Source organism: Pseudoalteromonas sp. OF5H-5, from assembly GCF_021530695.1.
GTDB lineage: Bacteria > Pseudomonadota > Gammaproteobacteria > Enterobacterales > Alteromonadaceae > Pseudoalteromonas.
Window position 1 is genome coordinate 254,730 of sequence record NZ_JAKGBF010000005.1, and the last position, 17,416, is coordinate 272,145.

General features: G+C 43.6%; 18 protein-coding genes. 6 read left to right on the plus strand and 12 right to left on the minus strand.

The genetic code is table 11. From position 1 onward, the window contains the following. Positions 1-3 precede the first annotated feature (3 nt). From L1271_RS09895 to ttcA, 3 genes are all read left to right on the plus strand, one after another. Positions 4-738: an ABC transporter ATP-binding protein gene (locus L1271_RS09895; RefSeq protein WP_095729531.1), complete on the plus strand. Its 735-nt coding sequence runs from the start codon at positions 4-6 to the stop codon at positions 736-738. Next, complete coding sequence (locus tag L1271_RS09900) at positions 735-1,871, plus strand: ABC transporter permease (protein ID WP_010605018.1); 1,137 nt, start codon at positions 735-737, stop codon at positions 1,869-1,871. The genes L1271_RS09895 and L1271_RS09900 overlap by 4 nt, the downstream gene beginning before the upstream one ends. Positions 1,872-2,034: 163 nt before the next feature. After that, a complete protein-coding gene (gene ttcA / locus L1271_RS09905) occupies positions 2,035-2,928 on the plus strand; it encodes a tRNA 2-thiocytidine(32) synthetase TtcA (protein ID WP_235367765.1) in 894 nt (297 codons plus the stop codon). 176 nt (positions 2,929-3,104) lie between these two features. Here ttcA and uspE read toward each other — a convergent pair whose 3' ends face one another. From uspE to ccoN, 10 genes are all read right to left on the minus strand, one after another. Beyond that, positions 3,105-4,028, minus strand: coding sequence for a universal stress protein UspE (uspE, locus tag L1271_RS09910; RefSeq protein WP_010605017.1), 924 nt, complete (start codon positions 4,026-4,028; stop codon positions 3,105-3,107). 117 nt (positions 4,029-4,145) lie between these two features. Then, entirely contained in the window at positions 4,146-4,880 is a 735-nt protein-coding gene (locus L1271_RS09915; protein ID WP_010373979.1) for an FNR family transcription factor, read from the minus strand. A gap of 184 nt (positions 4,881-5,064) precedes the next feature. After that, on the minus strand, positions 5,065-5,736 hold the full coding sequence (locus L1271_RS09920; protein WP_102056972.1) for a sulfite exporter TauE/SafE family protein: 672 nt from the start codon (positions 5,734-5,736) through the stop codon (positions 5,065-5,067). Position 5,737: 1 nt separating this feature from the next. Continuing rightward, the gene (gene ccoS, locus L1271_RS09925; RefSeq protein ID WP_102056971.1) at positions 5,738-5,938 is read right to left on the minus strand and encodes a cbb3-type cytochrome oxidase assembly protein CcoS; all 201 of its coding nucleotides are present in this window, start codon (positions 5,936-5,938) and stop codon (positions 5,738-5,740) included. Next, positions 5,935-8,310: a heavy metal translocating P-type ATPase gene (locus tag L1271_RS09930; RefSeq protein WP_235367738.1), complete on the minus strand. Its 2,376-nt coding sequence runs from the start codon at positions 8,308-8,310 to the stop codon at positions 5,935-5,937. The genes ccoS and L1271_RS09930 overlap by 4 nt, the downstream gene beginning before the upstream one ends. Before the next feature lie 6 nt (positions 8,311-8,316). Continuing rightward, a complete protein-coding gene (locus L1271_RS09935) occupies positions 8,317-8,808 on the minus strand; it encodes a FixH family protein (RefSeq protein WP_010605013.1) in 492 nt (163 codons plus the stop codon). Between the two features lie 118 nt (positions 8,809-8,926). Continuing rightward, a complete protein-coding gene (gene ccoP, locus L1271_RS09940; protein ID WP_102056969.1) occupies positions 8,927-9,892 on the minus strand; it encodes a cytochrome-c oxidase, cbb3-type subunit III in 966 nt (321 codons plus the stop codon). After that, on the minus strand, positions 9,889-10,074 hold the full coding sequence (locus L1271_RS09945; protein WP_010373992.1) for a cbb3-type cytochrome oxidase subunit 3: 186 nt from the start codon (positions 10,072-10,074) through the stop codon (positions 9,889-9,891). The genes ccoP and L1271_RS09945 overlap by 4 nt, the downstream gene beginning before the upstream one ends. Positions 10,075-10,079: 5 nt before the next feature. Further along, on the minus strand, positions 10,080-10,754 hold the full coding sequence (gene ccoO / locus L1271_RS09950; protein WP_010373994.1) for a cytochrome-c oxidase, cbb3-type subunit II: 675 nt from the start codon (positions 10,752-10,754) through the stop codon (positions 10,080-10,082). A gap of 12 nt (positions 10,755-10,766) precedes the next feature. Further along, a complete protein-coding gene (gene ccoN, locus L1271_RS09955) occupies positions 10,767-12,200 on the minus strand; it encodes a cytochrome-c oxidase, cbb3-type subunit I (protein ID WP_010373997.1) in 1,434 nt (477 codons plus the stop codon). A gap of 306 nt (positions 12,201-12,506) precedes the next feature. Between ccoN and L1271_RS09960 the strand changes: the two genes are divergently transcribed. Both L1271_RS09960 and L1271_RS09965 read left to right on the plus strand, forming a co-directional pair. Beyond that, positions 12,507-12,941, plus strand: a complete 435-nt coding sequence (locus L1271_RS09960) for a hypothetical protein (RefSeq protein WP_010605011.1) — start codon at positions 12,507-12,509, stop codon at positions 12,939-12,941. Next, positions 12,938-13,414 (plus strand): transcription elongation factor GreAB, encoded by a 477-nt coding sequence (locus L1271_RS09965; protein WP_227387056.1) that lies wholly within the window; start codon positions 12,938-12,940, stop codon positions 13,412-13,414. Before L1271_RS09960 ends, L1271_RS09965 begins: the two co-directional genes overlap by 4 nt. Positions 13,415-13,444: 30 nt before the next feature. Here the strand turns inward: L1271_RS09965 and L1271_RS09970 are convergent, their stop codons facing one another. After that, positions 13,445-14,437 carry a GlxA family transcriptional regulator gene (locus tag L1271_RS09970; protein ID WP_010605009.1) on the minus strand — a complete coding sequence of 331 codons (993 nt, stop codon included), beginning with the start codon at positions 14,435-14,437 and terminating at the stop codon, positions 13,445-13,447. Positions 14,438-14,554: 117 nt separating this feature from the next. Here L1271_RS09970 and L1271_RS09975 point away from each other — a divergent pair, with 117 nt between their 5' ends. Next, positions 14,555-16,453: a beta-ketoacyl synthase gene (locus L1271_RS09975; protein ID WP_227387057.1), complete on the plus strand. Its 1,899-nt coding sequence runs from the start codon at positions 14,555-14,557 to the stop codon at positions 16,451-16,453. A gap of 99 nt (positions 16,454-16,552) precedes the next feature. Here the strand turns inward: L1271_RS09975 and fghA are convergent, their stop codons facing one another. Beyond that, on the minus strand, positions 16,553-17,395 hold the full coding sequence (gene fghA, locus L1271_RS09980) for an S-formylglutathione hydrolase (protein ID WP_235367739.1): 843 nt from the start codon (positions 17,393-17,395) through the stop codon (positions 16,553-16,555). Positions 17,396-17,416 lie beyond the last annotated feature (21 nt).

Here is a 17,416-nt window from a genome sequence, read left to right on the forward strand (position 1 = left end):
CTCATGATCCAAGTAGATAACTTACATAAAAAGATTGGTGAAGTGAACGCGCTAGACGGGCTGTCATTTACCGCTCGTGATGGTCAAATTACGGGACTATTGGGACCCAACGGAGCTGGTAAAACGACTTGCTTACGGACCGTATTTGGCCTGCTTCAAGCGGATCAAGGTATGGCGTCTATCGATAGTATTGATGTTGCCAAAGAGCCAACCAGGGCAAAACAACAATTAGGATTGTTCCCAGACCCATGTGGGCTCTACGAGCGCATGACGCCGCGTGAATATACCCAATTTTACGCTGAACTAAGTGGCATGGACGCAAAATCGGCCGCTACAGCGACGCAAGAAGTATTAGAAAAGCTACAAATGTTGGATATCGCGGATAGACGCTGTAAAGGCTTTTCACAAGGCCAAAGAATGAAAACGGCGTTGGCACAGGCAATCGTGCATAAACCAACGAATATTGTACTTGATGAGCCAACACGTGGTTTAGATGTAATGAGTACCAGAGTGTTACGGGATTTGTTGATGATGCTTAAGGCGCAAGGTCACTGTGTCTTATTTTCTAGCCACGTGATGCAAGAAGTTGCAGCACTTTGCGACCATGTTGTGGTCATGGCGAAAGGCAAAGTGGTCGCGGAAGGTTCTCCAGAGGCCCTATGTGAACAAACAGGTAAAGCGTCGCTTGAGGAAGCTTTCATTACCCTGATAGGTACAGATGAAGGAATTGCAGCATGATGAAATTAATCTCAGTTTTATTTAAAAAAGAAGTGTTAGACGCAAGCCGCGACAAACGTTCAGTGATGGCTGGCCTTTACTATTGTATCGGTGCACCTATTCTAATGTGTGTATTGTTTACCGTCATGTTTAAGCAAATGGCTTCGCCTGAAGCACTCAAAATCACCATTAATAACGCAGAAAATGCGCCAAACTTAGTGCAATTTTTAGCGAGTAAAGAAATTGAACATGGTGAAGGCGAAGAAGTTAAAGCTATTACCTTGGAGATCAGCGAAGATTACCAAGAAAATATGATGCAAGGTAAGAGTGCGACGGTATTTATCATTGCTGATAAATCGGAGCAAAAGTTACGTTCATCAATTAACCGACTAGAGCGTAACCTCATGTTATACAACAGCGAAGTTGCTTCATTGCGATTAGTCGCGCGTGGTATCGATCCGACTATTGCACGTGCGATTGATGTCCAAACTCATGACCAAGCGACACCGACCTCTAAAGGAGGCTTCGTATTAGGTATTGCAACATTATCTATTATTATTTCGCTATTTTATGCGGCGATGGGTATGGCGATTGACAGTAGTGCAGGGGAGCGTGAACGTAACTCATTACAGCTATTACTTAGCCATCCGATCAGCACCATGCATATTGTGTTAGCTAAAGTGGGGGCAATCGCAGGTTTTTCTATCATTGCTTTAGTGTTAACCACCATAGTATCTAAGTTTGCTTATAATATGGTGCCATGGGAAATGATGGGCTTTACAGTGGTCATTGGTCCTAAATTTATTATTTCAGCAATTATAATTGGCCTGCCTATTGCATTAATGTCTGCCAGTTTATTGATATTTATCTCTTTCTTAGCTAAATCATTTAAAGAAGCGCAATCTTATGTGGCGATGGCGCTGTTCATTCCGGTAATGATGAGTATGGCAACGACCTATGATATTGCCACTGACATTATGCAGTGGATGCCGATCGCAGCGCAGCAAAATGCAATGATTGAAATCATTAAAGGCAATGCGATACCGGTACCACAACTATTATTGTCGAGCGCGGTCACACTGGGGTTGTTTGCTATTTTCACCTACCTAAGCAGTCGTATGCTAAAAAGTGAAAAGGTAGTGTTCGGCCTTTAATTTATTTGTTCCCAACTATGGCGCCCAAAGCGGCGCCATTTTTGTATTTTACCTCATCTTAATTTCACGTATAATCGGCGCCCCATAATTGATGTAGTAATGTACTAGCGCGATAACGCGCACAGTACGCAGTTGAGTAAGTATGAATACGGCACCTAACACCATGACAGAGCAAGATAATCGCAAAGAAGTTTTAGAGTTTAATAAGCTGCAAAAGCGTCTGCGCCGTAATGTCGGCAACGCCATCAAAGATTACAATATGATCGAAGAAGGCGATGTGGTGATGGCTTGTATCAGCGGTGGTAAGGATTCATTCGCTATGCTGGATATTTTACTTAGCCTAAAAAAAGCGGCACCAATTCACTTTGATGTGGTCGCGGTCAATCTGGATCAAAAGCAACCTGGGTTCCCAGAGCATATTTTGCCTGAGTACTTCGAAACGTTAGACATTCCTTATTATATCATTGATAAAGATACCTACTCAGTCGTAAAAGAAAAAGTACCAGAGGGCAAAACGACTTGTGGCCTTTGTTCACGCTTGCGCCGTGGTACTTTGTATTCATTTGCTGAAAAGATTGGCGCGACAAAAATTGCACTGGGTCATCACTTAGATGATATTGTTGAAACGCTGTTTTTAAACATGTTCTACGGCGCGAGAATGAAAGCGATGCCACCCAAACTACGTTCTGATGATGGTCGTAATGTGGTGATCCGCCCACTCACTTATGCACGTGAAAAAGATCTTATTCAATACGCTGAACACAAGGATTTTCCTATTATTCCGTGCAACCTATGTGGTTCGCAAGAAAGCCTGCAACGTCAAAATATTAAATCTATGTTGGTTGAGTGGGACAAGAAGACGCCAGGTCGAGTAGAGAATATTTTCAAATCAATTCAGAATGTTAGTCCAAGCCAACTGGCTGACACTGAACTCTTTGATTTTGAAAGTTTGCCTCTAGATAGAGACGGTGAGCGAGAAGCTTATGATTTTAACGAAGCGGTGGTTTCCTCGACAAACATTGATGAATCATTGTTCATTGATGTAACCAATATTTAATTCTCAATAGTGATTTACCCAGACTAGCCTAAATAGTCTTATACTTCTTAACTATTTTACTTTTTGGCTTGCACAGCTCAAGTAAACGGAATGTGTGGCTGTGTATTTGCCGCACATTCCAATCTAAACTTGTGATCAGCTCTTTTCTCTAGCTGCTGTTATTCCGAGTCTACGCCTCAGTCTTCTAATGGGGATTTATAGCCATCAGGCTTTAGTGCTAAGACATCACAATCTAAGCTATCAATCACATGTTCAGCAGTATTGCCAACCAGCGCTGCACTCAGTCCAGTGCGACCGACAGTGCCAATGACCACCAACTCAGCGTCTTTTTCTTTAGCAACGTAGGGGATAACGTCCTCTGGTAGACCTTCTTTGATGATGCAATCGCTTTTATCTATTGAATAAGTTTCTGCGAGTGCAAATGTCTCGTCTTCATGGTGTTTTTTCACGGCTTCATTGTATTGCGATGGGTTAAACTCGGGAATTTCAATGGCAATATTAACAGGCGTTGCTGGATAGGTGTTTACCAGGCTCAATTTGGCATTGGCTAATTCACATAAAAACTGAGCATCCGTAATGATACGTTTATTGAGTTCTTGATGTTGCTCGTTATCGCTGACAGAGTTTACCGCTGCAATAATGTTGCCTTGATCTGGCCAAGCGTGATCTTTAACCAGTAATAGAGGCGCAGGGCATTTGCGAATTAAATGCCAATCGGTTGGGGTGAAGATCACTGATTTCAGGGTGTCGTGTTGATGCGTAGATTTAATGACCAAATCATAATCATGCGCAAGCACGGTTTTGATGATCGCTTCGTAGGGGCGATTGTGCCACAACACTTTAGTTTGGATACTCACATCAGAAAAGTCCTTAACCATATCGGCAAGCCATGCTTCTCTGTCTTTGATCACCGCTTCACGCATTGCTTCACGCTCGTCTTTAGACAACATCGTGGTCATTTCATAGGAGAAGTCATAAATAGACATAAATGCAGTGATGGCTGCACCGGTACGCTTGGCAAGATTGATAGAGCGTTCTAAGCTATTTTGGCGCTCTTTAGTTGGATCAATTACGGTGAGTATACTTTTGATTTTATCCACGACTATCTCCTTAAAACGGTATACAAATAAGGTCAGAAGCTTTTCACCTCTGACCTTATTGAGTGTAACCGATCCTATCTAAGGATAAAGTCTTAACGATAAATAGTTTGTTCTAAATCAAGATGCAATCGCGGCTGTTTCAGCTAGGGCTGCAGCATCAATAATGGTAATGAACTTGCCTTCGACCTTTATTGTTCCAGCTTTTTGGAAACGGCTGAGTAAACGACTAATGGTTTCTACAGTAAGACCCAAGTAGTTACCAATTTCACCGCGCGTCATCGTAAAGCGGAATTCTTTACGAGAAAAACCACGCTCGCCAAAGCGATTTGAAAGGTTATAGATAAAAGTTGCTAAGCGTTCTTCAGCAGTCTTTTTATTCAGTAATAACAACATTTCTTGGTCGTAATTGATTTCACTGCTCATTAATCGCATGATCTGTTGGCGCAGTTTTGGCAGCTTACCAGCTAACTCATCAAGGGTGTCAAAAGGGATTTCGCATACCATAGAGGTTTCTAAAGCTTGTGCGAAGCTTTGGTGCTGCATTTTATTAATGGCATCAAAACCCACAAGATCGCCCGCAAGGTGAAATCCTGTGATCTGCTCATCACCTTGTTCAGACAGTGTGTAGCTTTTAAATGAGCCGGAACGAACGGCAAAGATAGCATTTAATGGCGCACCTGACTCGAAAAGAAAATCTCCTTTATGAAGCGGCTTTTTACGTTCAATGATCTCATCTAGCTTGTCCATTTCACTGCCATTGAGCGAAAATGGGAGACAAAGTTGACTGATACTGCAATTATTGCAGCTGATTGTGCATTGGCTCTTTGAGCGGTTTTGATTACTTAAGTCCATAAAATTTCCATAAGTCTATGACGCACGTGAAGGCAACCTAGTACAAAGCATAACGGCTTTGGTACTACAGATCGCCACAAACTCATATGACACGCAAAAGAAAATTTGGTTATCAATTGGAGCTCCTAATCTCAAAGCGCTAACCAATAATCTTAAATGATGAGTTTGCTTAGATAAGGATAGGTTAATGTACTAACTTATCAGTTGCAATAATAATTAAATAAACACCATACCAAATCAATAAATTACCCATAATAATACGTGTAACTAAATGATTTATAAACTTTTGTAGCAGCTGAGCCGATTGTCCTATTACAATCATTGCAGGCATTGTGCCGACACCAAAGGCGAGCATAATGAGTGCGCCTTCAGTTGCTGATCTCGCTTGTAATGTCCATGTTAAAGCCGAATAAACTAGGCCACAGGGTAGCCAGCCCCATAAGGCGCCGTAGCAAAATGCTTTGGTTTTTGTGTTGACCGGGACTAAGTAGCGATTGAGCTTAACAATATGTTGCCAAATTAAGCTTTTAGCAAACGACTCTAGCCATTTTAAGGTACTGGCTAAGCGCATTACGTAGATAGCGACAAGCACCATAAAAATACCACTCATCAATTGTAATATAATGGCGAGAGATGTGTTTTGCTTGGCGAGACTTGCCCCGAGTAGGGCAACAAGGCTGCCAGCAAGCGCATAGCTGGAGATACGTCCGATATTATACAACAGGGTAACAACCACCGCAGAAAGTTGCTTGCTCGCCAGTTGTAGCGAGCTGGCAATACTGCCACACATCACCAAGCAGTGGCCACTTCCCGCAAGCCCCATCACAAATGCACTCAGCAAGCTTATCTCATTCATGCTAGTTGTCGTTATTACTTTTGTCATTTGATGGTTTTACGGACTTATCACCCGTTTGCGCTTTATCATCATCGAATAAGATGCTGTGGCCCTGTTTATTCAAATCTGAAAATTGTTCGCTTTTTACTGCCCAAAAGAAAATACCAATAGCAATAATGACGAATAAAATGGCGATAGGTATTAATACGTAGATGATACTCATAGCTTTAATAACCTTAATGAATTACCGATCACGATGATCGAGCTGGCTGACATGCCAATAACTGCTATCCAAGGTGGAATAAGGCCAAGTGCAGCGAGTGGCAAAATGGAGCCGTTATACAAAAGTGATATGGTTAAGTTTTGCTTTACTATTCTGCGCGTTTGTTTCGCTACTTGCTGAAGGGCTAGAATGGCATTCAAATCGCTATTTAACAACACTACATCAGCGGTATTTTTTGAGATATCAGCGCCGGTATCCATCGCAACTGACAAGTGAGCGCTATTGAATACTGGGCTATCGTTGATGCCATCACCTACCATAGCGACAATCTCGCCTTGTTTGGACCAAGCCTCAACGGCTTGTTGCTTAATCTCTGGTGTGCAAGCGCTTTGGTAGCTATCTAATGCTAACTGCTGCGATAACTCTTTACCTGCATTGGAGCTATCCCCAGTTAGCATATGGCATGTAAGGCCCGCTTGTTGTAACTGTTCAACAACTGTTTCTGCATTGCTTTTTACTTTGTCATTGAAGTAAAAGTCAGCGACTGCGTTGTTATCAATGAACAAGGTTGCTTGAGCAAATGACGCGTGGTTATCAAACCAATGGCTTTTCCCAAGGGCAATAGTGATTCCTTGCCAGTGACCACGGATACCTGAACCAGACACAACTTCAACATCTTGGACTAGGTTTTCGGTTGGGGTGATATGTGCAAATGCGCGAGCGATAGGGTGCTCAGAAAACCGCTCTAACGCTGCTGCAAAATCCAAGACTTGTTGCTCGTTATAGTCAGTTTGTAGCAATTCGATATGTTTGATTGAGAAACGGCCTTCGGTCAGTGTGCCTGTTTTGTCAAAGGCAACACGCGTTAATTTGGTTGCCGTTTCTAATACATGGGCCTCTTTAATCAAGATCCCTTTCTTTGTAAGTGACGCCACGGCGCAAGTCAGCGCGGTGGGTATAGCTAGGCTCAATGCACAAGGGCAGGTTGCTACTAGCACCGAAATCGTGACCCAAAAAGCCTTATCTGGTGAAATGGGATACCAGCCGATGGCGGTAATTGAGGCAAAAACTAATAGACAGGCAACAAACCACTGCGCGACTTTATCGGTGATTTCCACCAACTTAGGGCGTTTGGTAAGTGCGTTATGTTGCAGTCGAATAATTTGGTTGAGCAGGGTATTTTGCCCAATTTTATTGATCTCTAACGTAATTATACCGTCGTGATTCACGGTTCCAGCATACACTTGATGGCCTTGATATTTCTTAACTGGCAAATGTTCGCCTGTCATCATCGACTCATCAACTGTGGTATGGCCTTTGATCACTAAGCCATCCGCAGGGATAGTTTCTCCAGCCTTAACTAATATCAGATCGTTCAGTTTTAGCTTTTTGGCGGCAATATGTTGCTCATTGTTATTCTCATCAACCTTTCTGGCGGTCAATGGCAGCAGCTTTTGCAGGTTTGCAGTAAACTCACTGGCTTTTAATCTGGCCCTGAACTCAAGGTATTTACCTAACAACAGCAAGAAGGTAAACATACAGATGGATTCAAAATAGACTTCGCCGACTTCCATAAAAGTCGCGTAAGTACTGGCGCCGTAAGCTCCGAATATAGCAAGTGAAACAGGGAGATCCATATTCAGTTGTTTAGCTTTCAGCCCTTTAACCGCATTCGTTAAAAATGGCATCGCTGAATACAGAATAACAGGAGAGGCAAGCACGAGACTTATCCAACGAAAGTACTGTTCAAAGTTCTCTTCCATGCCTGAAAACATGCCAAAGTACATGGCAAATGCAAACATCATCACTTGCATAGTCATGAGGCCAGCAACGCCTAAACGACGGATGTATGCTTTCGCTACGGCTTGTTTCTGTGCAGCTTCTTCATCGGCTTGAAATGGGTAGGCCTTATAGCCGATTTCCATCAAAGATTTAATGATATCGCTAAGCTTAACGTGTTTATCTTGCCATACAATCATGGCGCGGTGAGTGGAGGTGTTAACATCAACACGAACGATACCACCGAGCGCCAGCAGTTGCTTTTCGATAAGCCAAGCACAAGCGGCGCAGCTTATTCCTTCAACACTGAGCAGTACCTCTTTATGTTCTCCGCTAATTTCGACGAAGTCCTCTTGGATCTCGTCGTTATCATAGCTGAGTAGCATTTTGAGTTGTTCAGGTACAAGCTCTTCAACTTTACCTGCACTTTCTGTGCGGTAAGTATAGTAGTCACTCATACCTTGAGAAATAATGGTTTCGGCAACGGCCTGACAGCCAATACAGCAAACCGGTTGTGCGCTACCCTCAAAGGTAACCGAGCCTACAAACCCTTTAGGAATAGGCTCCAAACAATGAAAACACGAATTTGCCATGGCAGCTTACTTATACTGTGGAGTGACCGCGATAATACCATCATGTGGCAGTTGGATTTTTTCTTTCATTTTCCAACTGTTGTCCATAGGCTCTATAAATACCGTGAACACACCGCTATGTGGTTCATCAAATAAACCCGTAAACTCGCCGCTGGCGTTTTTAGTCAGCGTGACTGCAAAATCGTATTTCTCAATAGTGCGGTGGTAAAACGAAAGCTTTAATGCATGAACTTTAGAAGCGTCGCCCTTGGTAAATTTAAAGGTGACTTTTTGCTCTGCTACTTGCAGGTCACCATGTAAATAGAGCGCTTTTGCTTTATCAAACTTACTCAGCTCTAGATTGATTGCTTTACCTTTTTTGTAGTAGTCATCAACGACCATATCAGGACCATTACCGACTGCAAACGTGATGAGAAAAACACAGGCAACGACAGTAACGAGTGGGAAAAAAATTAAAAACCAAGGCCAAAAATTCTTATACCAAGGGGTAGGGTTCATAGTTGCTCACATGGCTATAAAACTTGCTCGTATTCTACCGTAAGTTGCGGTAAATACCTAAAAAAAAGCCTCCAAATGGAGGCTTTTTTGATCTCAAATAATGTTCTAAAAGCTAAGCTTATTGGTCTTGTGACAAGCTATAAACATACGCTGTTAGAAGGTGTACTTTATCTTCACCTAAGATATCTTTCCATGCTGGCATAACACCCGCACGACCGTGGCGAAGTGTGTCTTCAACTGCGCGTTGAGAACCACCGTATAGCCAGATATTATCGGTTAAGTTTGGTGCACCGAACGGCAGGTTATGTGCAACAGAACCTTTACCATCCATACCATGACAAGCTGCACACATTGCAAACTTAGCTTTACCTGCTTCAGCATCTTTTTGGTTAACAGTACGTCCAGAAAGGCTTAGTACATAAGCAGTCATTTCTTTTACGCCTTGATCACCAAGTGCATCTTGCCAAGCTGGCATCGCTGCAACACGACCGTTAAGCAGTGTTTCTTTGATCTTGTCAGGCGTGCCACCATATAACCAGTCTTTATCAGTTAGGTTAGGGAAGCCTGCGCCACCACGAGCATCAGAGCCATGACACTGAGCACAGTTTTGCGAGAATAAACGTTGACCGATTTCAAGTGCTTCTTCATTCTTTGCAAGCGCAAGTACGTCTTGCTTTGCAAATTCTTGGAAGATAGGGCCAAAACGGTCTTGTGCTGCTTCAACTTCTTTATCAAGTTGTACCCACTGGCCATTTTCATGTGCTTCAGCGACTGCTTTCTTAGACTCTGCCAAGGTAGTAATACCTTGGTTAGAGCTCGTCCAGTTTAAGAAACCTTTAAAGTTACCAAGACCTGGGTAAGCAGCAAGATAATATACTGACCAAACAAAAGTCGCGAAGAACATGTAAGTCCACCACTTTGGTAGTGGATTATTTAATTCCTCAATTCCGTCGAACTCGTGACCACAGCTTTCGCCTTCTTTGACACCTGTGTAGTTTTTCAGGTTCCAAATTAGCAGGCCGAAAATCAGAGCTAGACACGCTAGGGTTAGTACGATAACCCAAATACTCCAAAAGCTAGTCATTTTTCAGACTCCTTTTCCTCGTTAGAGATAGTGTTGTTATGTTTTTTCTCATCTTCAAAAATGGCATTAGCAGCGTCGTCGAAACGGCGCTTAGACCGCTTGCTATATGCCCACACAACAATCACTATAAACAGTACCAAAATTACCAGAGTCAAAATGCCTCTGTATGTGCCGTAATCCATAACAATTACTTCAAATGTGTGCCAAGTTGTTGTAAGTAAGCGATAAGTGCTTGCATTTCTGTCGCACCTTCACCACCGTTCATCGCGTGGATTTCATCCACTTGCGCTTGTAGTTCAGCATCATCACCGTAGCCTTTGCCATTGTAGCGGTCTGACGACTTATCAATACCAAATGCATCACGGAACACTTGTAATTTTTTCAGAGTATAAGTGGTATCTACTTTAGTGCTATCAAGCCAAGGGTAGCCTGGCATGTTTGACTCAGGTACCACCGAGCGAGGATCCATTAAGTGCGCATAGTGCCAGTCGTCAGAATAACGCTGACCAACACGTGCCAAATCTGGACCTGTACGTTTAGAGCCCCACTGGAATGGGTGATCCCATACTGACTCACCGGCTACAGAGTAGTGACCGTAGCGCTCAACTTCATCACGGAATGGACGAACCATCTGTGAGTGACAGTTGTAACAACCTTCACGTACGAAGATGTCACGACCTTCCATTTCAAGCGCGGTAAGCGGGCGTAAGCCTTCTACTGGCTGAGTGGTATCTTTTTGGAACATTAGTGGAGTAATTTCAACTAGTGCACCGAAGCTAATCGCGAATACCGTTAGGATAGCCATCAGGCCAACGTTCTTTTCAACGATTTCGTGTTTGTTTGTTGAGTTATTGTTGCTCATACTCAATACCCCTTAAGCCACTTGCGGGTTTGCATCAGTGGCAAGTTGACCACTTTTTGCAGTAACCGTACGGAATACGTTGTAAGCCATTACCAGCATACCAACTACGATGAATACACCGCCTAGGAATCGCATGATATAGAAAGGCTTAGAAGCTTCTAGTGACTGAACAAAGCTGTACATTAATGTACCGTCAGCATTTACTGCGCGCCACATTAGGCCTTGCATAACACCAGAGATCCACATTGCAACGATATAAAGCACAACACCAACAGTGTGTAGCCAGAAATGCGTGTTAACTAGCTTGATGCTGTACATGTTACCGTGACCAAATAGGGCAGGGATTAGGTGGTAAATTGCACCGATAGAAATCATCGCAACCCAACCTAGTGCACCAGAGTGTACGTGACCTACTGTCCAGTCTGTGTAATGTGAAAGCGCATTTACAGACTTAATAGCCATCATTGGGCCTTCGAACGTAGACATACCGTAAAACGATAGAGACACAACTAAGAAACGCAGTACTGGGTCAGTACGTAGTTTGTGCCAAGCGCCAGACAGCGTCATGATACCGTTGATCATACCGCCCCAAGAAGGAACGAATAGGATAACTGACATCACCATACCTAGAGACTGTGTCCAGTCAGGTAGTGCGGTGTAGTGAAGGTGGTGAGGACCTGCCCAAATATATAGAGAAACAAGAGCCCAGAAGTGAACAACCGATAGACGGTAAGAGTACACTGGACGACCTGCTTGTTTTGGTACGAAGTAGTACATCATACCTAAGAAACCAGCGGTAAGTAGGAAGCCTACTGCGTTGTGACCATACCACCACTGAACCATCGCATCTACTGCACCTGCGTAGATTGAATAAGATTTAGTAAGTGATACAGGGATAGCCATACTGTTTACAATGTGAAGCACTGCAACAGTGATAATGAAACCAGCGTAGAACCAGTTTGCTACATAGATGTGTGACACTTTACGCTTGATAAGAGTACCAAAGAATACTACAGCATAAGTAACCCATACTACCGCGATTGCGATATCAATCGGCCACTCTAGTTCAGCGTATTCTTTTGAAGAAGTAATGCCCAGAGGAAGCGTGATAGCCGCAGATACGATAATGGCTTGCCAACCCCAGAAGGTAAATGCGGCAAGTTTGTCAGAGAACAGGCGCGTTTGACACGTGCGCTGAACAACATAGTAAGAGGTTGCAAATAGTGCACTTGTACCAAATGCAAAGATTACTGCGTTCGTGTGTAACGGACGAAGTCTAGAGTAAGTTAACCATGGAATGTCGAAGTTTAACGCAGGCCACGCAAGTTGCGCTGCGATAAATACACCTACACCCATGCCAACAATGCCCCAAATCACTGTCATGATAGCGAATTGGCGTACAACTTTATAATTGTACTCAGTTTGTGATGCTACTGTTTGGCTCATTTTCTGGATTCCGCTGCAATTTATTGCGATTAGAAATGAATTACCTGAATTACAGGCCCTAGTTATATTTCTTCAAGCCCGTCATGTTTTAACTCAAAAGATGAGTGAAAACCTAACCAGCCCGAGAAACCTTTATTTTTGCGAGGAAATGATAATTTTTTTGCTTATGAAAAGATACCTAAAACGCCTAAAATTATGACATCAATCAAGTTTTCAGGCGCTTTTTGTTCGCTTCTTAAGCAACCTAGCATTTGCCCTGAAACTTGCGTACACTGCGCAGGATTCAGAAGTGACGGTAAATCCCTCATGATTGCAAAGCAATTAACAATCGGGTTGCTAGGTGTTTTCCTCGTGGCCTGTTCAGACCCGACTATTATTATACATGAAAGTTCAGAAAAAAGTGAAAGTTCAGTAACAAGAAATGTCTGTAATTTTTCAACGCCCTGTGATTTGACTCCACAAGTGCAGATTTATCTGGGCTCAGAGCAGGTTCAACCGGAAACAGAATTTACCATTGGGCTAAAAAGTGCGACTAAAGTAGAGGTCGTTTCGGCATGGCTTGAGGGAGAAAATATGAACATGGGGAGAATTCCCGTGTTCTTTGACAAAAACACACTGATAGCAAAAACCATGGTCGGTGTTTGCACGGATAAATCTATGCGTTGGATTTTACGTTTGGCGCTAACCGTTAACGGCCAGTCTGTTACTACCAGTCATCCAATAGCTGTAAACTACCAATGAATAAATCTGTTTTTATCGAATATCTCAAGTTTGCACTTGAACAAAAGCTGATTGAAGCCACTGAAGCGGCAAACAGTGCACGTGCTGATGCTACCCATGAACAAAGTGCTGCTGAAACACAATATGACTCGTTGAGTATCGAATATGGGTATTTGGCAGAAGGACAAAGTGAGCGCGTTGATGCCATGCATTTGGCAAAACAAACAATATTGAATCAGTTGGCTCTAGCTGTAAGCAAAACAATTGCACATAACGCACTAGTTGAAATTGAAGACGAGCAGGGCAACTGTCATTGGTTCTATTTTGCGCCTTGCGAAGGTGGGCTAAAAATCCAATATAAAGAAACACCAGTGTTGGTGTTAACGTTTGATGCGCCTCTTGGCAAGCGACTAAAGGGGTTAACGGTAGACGAAGATATTTCGTTTTTCTTCAACGGCCAACAGCAAACGTTAACCGTGATGCAAATACTGTAGAGTAGTTTACTCTCGTTTTGCTACGAGTTGCTACGAGAACAATTTCTTTCTTACTATTGCCCGGTATGTGCTTGGTGACTTTCCCATTAATTGCCTAAATACTCTACTTAATTGCCCTTGTGAATTAAATCCAGAAGCAAGGGCAATATCTTGAATGGAGAGGTTACTGCTCGCGAGTAGCTCTTTACACATTTCTATACGCACCTGTTGCAAGTAGGCAACGGCGGTTTGTCCTGTTGCTTGTTTAAAGCGGCGGTTAAAGGTGCGATAACTCAAATCAAATTGCGCCGCGACAGCGGGTAAAGAGATTTCCGATGCGGCGTTATTTTTCAGCCAAAATAGAATTGCGGCAATTTGCTCGTCAGCATGACGGTCCACAGCCCCTTCTAAATAGCGCTGTTCTTCGTATGGTTTACGAATTTCATGAGAAAAGTTTTGCTGCACATGGTGTGCGGCATCTATCCCGTACAGTAGTTCAATAATATGTACAATAACATCAGCCAGCGCATTTAAGCTGGCTACAGTGTAGATCCGCTCTGATTGAGTGATAAAGTAATCCGGTTTTAATTCAACATTGGGGTATAGCTGAGAAAATTGTTTGGCAAAATGCCAGTGGGTCGTTGCTGAATGCCCGTCAAGCAGGCCTGAACTTGCTAAAAAGCAAACACCTGTACCAACACCTATCAGTGTGCTTCCTGCTCCCCATGCATCCGCAAGTGACTCACTCAGCGCTTGGTTTTGTCTTACAATAGGTCTTGGATTTCGCCATATACTTGGCACAATAATGTAGTCATATAAAGGCAATGAGCTAAAGTCACTTTGTGCCTCAAGTGTCAGGTAATTATCGGCGTTGACCGCCTCGCCTTGGCTGCTGCAAAGGAGAACTTCTAAAGGAACATAAGCCTCTTTTAGATGTACTTTAGCAAAGGCTTGTCCGGCTTTGAGCATTTCCAGCGGTAAGGTGACACTGGTAACGAGCATATGCTTGTAAAGCACAATGGCGACCTTAGTATAGGATTTCATCTGCTCCGACCTCTTAATTTTGGCGAAAAATGATTTATATGTGGCGTATTTTGTAAAAACTTAAATTCGAATGCAATTAAAATCAAGTCATTATCTTAGTTCAGAAGTAGGAACGACATGACAGCATTGCCAATTATTATAGGAATGGGGGGAATTAACGCCGCGGGGCGCACCTCTTTCCATCAAGGCTACAAACGTATTGTACTTGATAAGCTAAATGCTAAAGACCGACAAGAGACCTATTTGGGCCTTGCGAGTTTAATGAACTTAGTGCGTTATGAAGATGGCCAGCTGATTGACCAAAACGACCAAGTCGTTCAAGAGATGGAGATTGAGTCGCGTTTTGGTGAGCAGATCTTAGCGGGAACGTTGATCCGTAAAATCGAAAAAAACCATTTTGATGTAGATGCGACCCCTTGGCAGCAAAAGCTCACAATGAAAGCAAATGATGATAGCAAGATAGTATTCAGTTGTCGTAAACGTGACTTACCAGAGCCTGTTCCTGCAGCTTGGCAAGTGATTGAGCTTGATCCAAAAACGGTTGAAGTAACCATTGCGGACCAGATTGAAGTTAAGCACGATAGCTATAGAGACAATCCAATTAAAGCCGCAGGTCAATTACCAACAGGCTTTGAGCCGTCACTCATGTATAACAGCCGTTACCAACCACGCGGTCTTCAGGCGACGATTTTTGCTGCAACCGACGCTATCCGCTCAACGGGTCTTGAGTGGGACAAGGTAATGAACAGCGTGCGACCGGACCAAATCGGCACTTACTCCGCCTCTGTGGCAGGGCAAATGAATGATGAGGGCTTAGGTGGATTAGTACGTAGTCGTTTGCGTGGCGACCGAGTAAGCACTAAGCAGTTAGCGCTAGGACTCAACACCATGTCCACTGACTTTATCAATGCTTATGTTACTGGTAGCGTTGGCACAACATTTACGACATCAGGTGCCTGTGCGACGTTTCTATATAACCTCCGCGCTGCAGTGAATGATATTCAGGCTGGCCGTACTCGAGTGGCGATTGTAGCCAGTGTTGAGTGTGCCATTACACCAGAGATCATCGAAGGCTTCGGTAATATGGGCGCACTCGCAAATGAAGAAGGTTTGCGTAAACTTGATGGTACTGAGCATGTAGATTATCGCAAAACAAGTCGTCCTTTTGGTGAAAACTGTGGCTTTACAATTGGTGAAGGGGCACAAGTGGCGATTTTGATGGATGACGCCTTAGCAATTGAACTAGGCGCGCAGATCATGGGCTCGGTTGCTGACGTATATGTCAATGCAGACGGCGTGAAAAAGTCGATTACGGCACCTGGACCTGGTAACTATATTACCATGGCAAAATCGGTCGCGCTGGCTCAGCAAATCGCAGGCACAGAGGCTTTAATAAAACGCAGCTTTATTTTGGCACATGGCTCAAGCACACCACAAAACCGGGTCACTGAGTCGCTTATCTACCACAAAATCGCAGAGACCTTTGCGATTAATGGTTGGAAAGTGGCGGCGCCAAAAGCATATGTTGGTCATACTATAGCGCCAGCGTCTGGCGACCAGCTTGCGATGGCACTTGGGGTGTTCGAATACAATATTATGCCCGGGATCACCACAATCAATGCAGTAGCAGAAGATGTTCACGCCGAGCATTTAGATATTCGTACCGAGCACTATGAGTGCGAGCCAATGGATATCGCCTTTATAAACTCCAAGGGCTTTGGCGGCAACAATGCAACGGCAACTGTACTTTCTCCAAAGCTCACGAAGCAGCTACTAAGCAAGCGCTATAGCCAAGCTGAGTTTGCAAATTATGAGCAACAACTTGCCATTACAACACAAAGGCAAATTGCATATCAGCAAGCGGCCGATTATGGTCAGTACGAACTCATTTACCGTTTTGGCAATGGCATGATTGATGAGTCTGAATTGAATTTAAGTCAGCAAGAGTTAGCCATTCCTGGGTTCGAGCAAAGTATACAGCTTTGCCCAACGAATCCATACGGCGATTTAATCTGATGATTTGATACCAAGAATAATGTTAAGCAAGCAAGGCGTACAGGGAGTACGCCTTTTTTATTTTTAGCTTAGTGCTCAAAGCGCAAGCGGCAGTCAGGCTCATTTCATATAGTTAGCATGAAACTCAAGATGACTTTCAATAAAACTCGAGATAAAGAAATAGCTATGATCGTAACCTTCATGCATGTTTAGCGTGATAGGGTAGCCTGCTTTTTCTGCAGCTTGTTCGAATAACCAAGGCTTTAACTGCTCGTCTAAAAACTGGTCACTTGAACCTTGCTCAATGAGTATCGGACGTTTCGTTGGACTAACATAGTGCGACAATAATTCGGTCGCGTCATATTGTTGCCAGCGCTGTTTGTCGTCCCCTAAATATCCTGTTAGCGCTTTTTGACCCCAGGGGCAGTTACTTGGGTTCACGATTGGACTAAACGCTGAGATACTCGTATAGGCATCAGGGTTTCTAAGCCCAATAATTAACGCACCATGCCCCCCCATGGAGTGACCACTAATGGCTTTTTGCGGACTAACAGGGAAGTGCGCTTCGATTAACTGGGGCAGCTCTTCGGTCACGTAGTCATACATTTGATAATGTTGACTATACGGTGCCTGTGTCGCATTGACGTAAAACCCCGCACCTAGACCAAAGTCATAAGCGCCATTTTCATCATCTGCAACGCCTTCTCCACGCGGGCTTGTATCTGGCGCGACAATAGCGATACCAAGCTCGTTGGCTTTTTTAAACGCGCCTGCTTTTTGCATGAAGTTTTCATCGCTGCAGGTTAACCCTGAGAGCCAATATAAAACCGGGACTTGTTGTCCCTCGTTGACAATTTCAGGTAAAAAAATGGCGAAGGTCATTTCACACTGTGTCGACTGGCTGGTATGTGTGTAGCGCTTATGCCAACCGCCGGATACTTTGTTGCTGGAAATCAGTTCCATCAAGTGCTCCTTAATTAAGCG